This is a genomic window from Allobosea sp. RAF48, assembly GCF_052114025.1.
GTDB lineage: Bacteria > Pseudomonadota > Alphaproteobacteria > Rhizobiales > Beijerinckiaceae > Allobosea.
The window spans coordinates 1-5,745 of record NZ_JBFRDZ010000037.1; the positions used below are offsets into that span (position 1 = coordinate 1).

The following is a 5,745-nucleotide window of genomic DNA, read 5'->3' on the forward strand; positions in this document are numbered from 1 at the left end:
GCTTGCGCTCTGAACGATCGAAAGCCCGCCTTTTGAGGGGCGGGCTTTTGATTTGGTTGCGGGGGCCAGATTTGAACTGACGACCTTCAGGTTATGAGCCTGACGAGCTACCGGGCTGCTCCACCCCGCGTCAACGATTGGGCCTTAGGCGTCCTGGGTTTGCGGTGCGGCGTTTCCAGGGACGATTTGGGCTTTAAACGGCAACGCGGCGGCGACGTTAGTCGACCGCCGCGTTGAAGCGTTTTGTGATTGTGATGAGGGATATCCTTGACAGGCCCGGCAACGACCTACTCTCCCGGGTCTTGAGACACAGTACCATCAGCGCTGAGGAGTTTAACGGCCGAGTTCGGGATGGGATCGGGTTCTGGCTCCTCGCTCAAGCCACCGGGCCGGCGAAGGATATGGCAAGCATAAGGTCTTTTTGTATTGTCGCGTATTTGAGTGTCGCGGACATTGATCATGAGAACGATCAAGCCGATCGAGCAATTAGTACCGGTAAGCTGAATGCATTGCTGCACTTACACACCCGGCCTATCAACGTGGTCGTCTTCCACGGCTCTCGAGGGAGAACTCGTTTTGAGGTGGGTTTCCCGCTTAGATGCCTTCAGCGGTTATCCCGTCCGTACATAGCTACCCTGCACTGCGGCTGGCGCCACAACAGGTCCACCAGAGGTACGTCCACCCCGGTCCTCTCGTACTAAGGGCAGATCCTCTCAATTCTCCTACACCCACGGCAGATAGGGACCGAACTGTCTCACGACGTTCTGAACCCAGCTCACGTACCACTTTAATCGGCGAACAGCCGAACCCTTGGGACCTTCTCCAGCCCCAGGATGTGATGAGCCGACATCGAGGTGCCAAACGATTCCGTCGATATGGACTCTTGGGAATCATCAGCCTGTTATCCCCGGCGTACCTTTTATCCGTTGAGCGATGGCCCTTCCACGCGGGACCACCGGATCACTATGGCCGTCTTTCGACTCTGCTCGACTTGTCAGTCTCGCAGTCAGGCAGGCTTATGCCATTGCACTCAACGAGCGATTTCCGACCGCTCTGAGCCCACCTTCGCACGCCTCCGTTACTCTTTGGGAGGCGACCGCCCCAGTCAAACTGCCTGCCATGCGCTGTCTCGGACCCGGCTTACGGGTCGCGGTTAGACATCCATGACGATAAGGGTGGTATTTCAAGGATGACTCCACCAGAGCTGGCGCCCCGGCTTCAAAGTCTACCACCTATCCTACACATGCCGACACGAATGCCAGCGCAAAGCTGCAGTAAAGGTGCACGGGGTCTTTCCGTCTGACCGCAGGAACCCCGCATCTTCACGGGGAATTCAATTTCACTGAGTCTATGCTGGAGACAGCGGGGAAGTCGTTACGCCATTCGTGCAGGTCGGAACTTACCCGACAAGGAATTTCGCTACCTTAGGACCGTTATAGTTACGGCCGCCGTTTACCGGGGCTTCAATTCGGTGCTTGCACACCTCCTTTTAACCTTCCGGCACCGGGCAGGCGTCAGACCCTATACGTCATCTTACGATTTCGCAGAGCCCTGTGTTTTAGTTAAACAGTCGCTACCCCCTGGTCTGTGCCCCCAATGCCTAGTTGCCTAGACACTGGGCCTCCTTATCCCGAAGTTACGGAGGTAAATTGCCGAGTTCCTTCAGCATAGTTCTCTCAAGCGCCTTGGTATACTCTACCAGTCCACCTGTGTCGGTTTAGGGTACGGTCTCATGTTGGAGCTATTTCCTGGAACCGCTTGGAAGCCAGATCAATCCAATAAGATCTGACAGCGTACGCGATCCGTCACTACCAACTGGCTGAGGAATATTCACCTCATTCCCATCGACTACGCCTTTCGGCCTCGCCTTAGGGGCCGGCTAACCCTGCGGAGATTAACTTTACGCAGGAACCCTTGGACTTTCGGCGACAGTGTCTTTCACACTGTTTGTCGTTACTCATGTCAGCATTCGCACTTCCAATACCTCCAGCAGCCCTCACGGGTCCGCCTTCGTTGGCTTATGGAACGCTCCGCTACCGCTTGCACAAAGTGCAAACCTTAAGCTTCGGCTCGTGGCTTGAGCCCCGTTACATTTTCGGCGCAGGAACCCTTATTTAGACCAGTGAGCTGTTACGCTTTCTTTAAAGGATGGCTGCTTCTAAGCCAACCTCCTGGTTGTTTTGGGATTCCCACATCCTTTCACACTTAGCCACGAATTGGGGGCCTTAGCTGTAAGTCAGGGTTGTTTCCCTCTCCACGACGGACGTTAGCACCCGCCGTGTGTCTCCCGTGCAGTACTTCCGGGTATTCGGAGTTTGGTTAGGATTGGTAATGCGGTAAGCACCCCTCACCCATCCAGTGCTCTACCCCCCGGAGTATTCACACGAGGCGCTACCTAAATAGCTTTCGCGGAGAACCAGCTATTTCCGAGTTTGATTGGCCTTTCACCCCTAGCCACAAGTCATCCGAGACTTTTTCAACAGGCACCGGTTCGGTCCTCCAGTAAGTGTTACCTTACCTTCAACCTGCTCATGGCTAGATCACCCGGTTTCGGGTCTAATCCGACGAACTGAACGCCCTGTTCAGACTCGCTTTCGCTGCGCCTACACCTACCGGCTTAAGCTTGCTCGTCAGATTAAGTCGCTGACCCATTATACAAAAGGTACGCGGTCACCCAGGACGAACCTTGAGCTCCCACTGTTTGTAAGCATTCGGTTTCAGGTGCTATTTCACTCCCCTCGTCGGGGTGCTTTTCACCTTTCCCTCACGGTACTTGTTCACTATCGGTCGCTGAGGAGTACTTAGGCTTGGAGGGTGGTCCCCCCACGTTCAGACAGGATTTCACGTGTCCCGCCTTACTCATGTCTCATCTGTTCGCAGATCCGTACGGGGCTATCACCCATTGTTGCGCGGTTTCCCAACCGCTTCCGGTAACTTGCAGATAAGCACTGGCCTGGTCCGCGTTCGCTCGCCACTACTAACGGAGTCTCGTTGATGTCCTTTCCTCCAGGTACTTAGATGTTTCAGTTCCCTGGGTTAGCTTTGAACCCCTATGTATTCAGAGTTCAATACCTTCTTGTGATCTCTGTTAGCTCAAAAACAGAACCGAAGTCCTGTCCTTGGAATAACAGAGATCGAAGGTGGGTTTCCCCATTCGGAAATCCGCGGATCAAAGCTCATTCGCAGCTCCCCACGGCTTATCGCAGCGTATCACGTCCTTCATCGCCTCTCAGCGCCAAGGCATCCACCGAATGCTCTTAAGGCACTTGATCGTTCTCATGATCGATGTCCGCGAAACAAATTCGCAAAACATATGATCAGAAAGACCATTTATGCTTGCCGAATGTACCCGATTTAACAGAAGCCGATGGTGTCGGACATTCCGCATGCTGCAGGATGAGCAGCTCTCGAATACATTCCCTCTTCACAATGACAAACAGCAGCGCCAACCATCGTTGCCGATGATGGCGAAACTTGAATACTTTCCGGATTTGGTGGAGCCAGACGGGATCGAACCGACGACCTGAAGCTTGCAAAGCTACCGCTCTCCCAACTGAGCTATGGCCCCATTTGAGTAAAGCAACGCGCCACTTGGCGCGGCGGCCGTTCGGCCTTGCGAGCCCAAGAGCTCGAAAGAACCGCCGCTCGTCGGACAGCTCGGCACCCGATGACTGGTGGGCCTGGGAGGATTTGAACCTCCGACCTCACGCTTATCAAGCGCGCGCTCTAACCAACTGAGCTACAGGCCCAAGGCAAATCGACCAAGAAGTCGACCGGCCAAAGCCTGGCTTGGCCCAGAATACGCGACCGATCCAGATGACCGATCCAGCGCATTCGCCCGGAAAGAGAAAGAGAAACGAAGACGGCAAGTTCCGCATGCGAGGCCTGACTGGCCTCTATTGTTCTGAAGAGAGGTCGATACGAAGCAAGCTTCGTGAAGTCCTCTACCTTAGAAAGGAGGTGATCCAGCCGCAGGTTCCCCTACGGCTACCTTGTTACGACTTCACCCCAGTCGCTGAGCCTACCGTGGTCGCCTGCCTCCTTGCGGTTAGCGTAACGCCTTCGGGTAAACCCAACTCCCATGGTGTGACGGGCGGTGTGTACAAGGCCCGGGAACGTATTCACCGTGGCATGCTGATCCACGATTACTAGCGATTCCACCTTCATGTACTCGAGTTGCAGAGTACAATCTGAACTGAGACGGCTTTTTGGGATTAGCTCGAGGTCGCCCTTTCGCTGCCCATTGTCACCGCCATTGTAGCACGTGTGTAGCCCAGCCTGTAAGGGCCATGAGGACTTGACGTCATCCCCACCTTCCTCGCGGCTTATCACCGGCAGTCCCCCTAGAGTTCCCAACTGAATGATGGCAACTAGGGGCGAGGGTTGCGCTCGTTGCGGGACTTAACCCAACATCTCACGACACGAGCTGACGACAGCCATGCAGCACCTGTGTTCCGGCCAGCCGAACTGAAGAAAGGCATCTCTGCCGATCAAACCGGACATGTCAAAAGCTGGTAAGGTTCTKCGCGTTGCTTCGAATTAAACCACATGCTCCACCGCTTGTGCGGGCCCCCGTCAATTCCTTTGAGTTTTAATCTTGCGACCGTACTCCCCAGGCGGAATGCTTAAAGCGTTAGCTGCGCCACTGAAGAGCAAGCTCCCCAACGGCTGGCATTCATCGTTTACGGCGTGGACTACCAGGGTATCTAATCCTGTTTGCTCCCCACGCTTTCGCGCCTCAGCGTCAGTATCGGACCAGTTGGCCGCCTTCGCCACTGGTGTTCTTGCGAATATCTACGAATTTCACCTCTACACTCGCAGTTCCACCAACCTCTTCCGAACTCAAGACTCCCAGTATCGAAGGCAATTCCAGGGTTGAGCCCTGGGCTTTCACCCCCGACTTAAGAGTCCGCCTACGCGCCCTTTACGCCCAGTGATTCCGAGCAACGCTAGCCCCCTTCGTATTACCGCGGCTGCTGGCACGAAGTTAGCCGGGGCTTATTCTTCCGGTACAGTCATTATCTTCCCGGACAAAAGAGCTTTACAACCCTAAGGCCTTCATCACTCACGCGGCATGGCTGGATCAGGCTTGCGCCCATTGTCCAATATTCCCCACTGCTGCCTCCCGTAGGAGTTTGGGCCGTGTCTCAGTCCCAATGTGGCTGATCATCCTCTCAGACCAGCTACTGATCGTCGCCTTGGTGAGCCATTACCTCACCAACTAGCTAATCAGACGCGGGCCGATCTATCGGCGATAAATCTTTCCCCCGAAGGGCGTATCCGGTATTAGTCCAAGTTTCCCTGAATTATTCCGAACCGAAAGGTACGTTCCCACGTGTTACTCACCCGTCTGCCACTAGCACCGAAGTGCCCGTTCGACTTGCATGTGTTAAGCCTGCCGCCAGCGTTCGCTCTGAGCCAGGATCAAACTCTCAGATTGGATGAGATTTTGTTCCGGCATCGCACTGCGTATTGACGGAGACATCTACAGATTACCGAAGCAATCCGCGATGGCTCTTGTATAAACGCAGCACACCGAAGTCTCGTTCGACTTGAGCCTAAACCCAAGTCCGCAAGAACTCGCCGTCCACGTTTCTCTTTCTGTCTTCAATTTTCAAACAGCGTGCGCTCTACAAATTCCGACAGGAACTCGCCCGGTGTCCCGGACGTCAGCCCCAGCCTCATCAGGAAGCGCAGAAGAGGCGCCGCTCAGCGGCGGCGCCGTCTCGATGGGTGGCTTATAGG

At 54.8% G+C, this 5,745-nt stretch carries 1 protein-coding gene, 3 tRNA genes and 3 rRNA genes; 1 reads left to right on the forward strand and 6 read right to left on the reverse strand.

Going from position 1 to position 5,745, the window contains the following annotated elements:
• Positions 1 to 53: 53 nt before the first annotated feature.
• The 3 genes from AB4Z10_RS29645 to AB4Z10_RS29655 all read right to left on the reverse strand — a co-directional run bounded on the left by AB4Z10_RS29645 (position 54) and on the right by AB4Z10_RS29655 (position 3,272).
• Positions 54 to 130 (reverse strand) — tRNA-Met (locus tag AB4Z10_RS29645).
• Positions 131 to 274: 144 nt separating this feature from the next.
• Positions 275 to 389: ribosomal RNA gene (rrf, locus tag AB4Z10_RS29650) — 5S ribosomal RNA — on the reverse strand.
• A gap of 76 nt (positions 390 to 465) precedes the next feature.
• Positions 466 to 3,272: ribosomal RNA gene (locus AB4Z10_RS29655) — 23S ribosomal RNA — on the reverse strand.
• A 114-nt stretch (positions 3,273 to 3,386) separates the two neighbouring features.
• Here AB4Z10_RS29655 and AB4Z10_RS29660 point away from each other — a divergent pair.
• A complete protein-coding gene (locus tag AB4Z10_RS29660; protein ID WP_441473988.1) occupies positions 3,387 to 3,527 on the forward strand; it encodes a hypothetical protein in 141 nt (46 codons plus the stop codon).
• On the opposite strand, the gene AB4Z10_RS29665 is transcribed toward AB4Z10_RS29660, so the two are convergent.
• From AB4Z10_RS29665 to AB4Z10_RS29675, 3 genes are all read right to left on the reverse strand, one after another.
• Positions 3,493 to 3,568, reverse strand: a tRNA-Ala gene (locus AB4Z10_RS29665). The two genes, AB4Z10_RS29660 and AB4Z10_RS29665, sit on opposite strands and share 35 nt — an antisense overlap.
• A gap of 104 nt (positions 3,569 to 3,672) precedes the next feature.
• A tRNA-Ile gene (locus tag AB4Z10_RS29670) sits at positions 3,673 to 3,749 on the reverse strand.
• A gap of 204 nt (positions 3,750 to 3,953) precedes the next feature.
• Positions 3,954 to 5,440 (reverse strand): 16S ribosomal RNA (locus tag AB4Z10_RS29675).
• Together the 16S, 23S and 5S rRNA genes with 3 tRNA genes alongside form the textbook arrangement of a ribosomal RNA operon.
• Between the last annotated feature and the right edge of the window lie 305 nt (positions 5,441 to 5,745).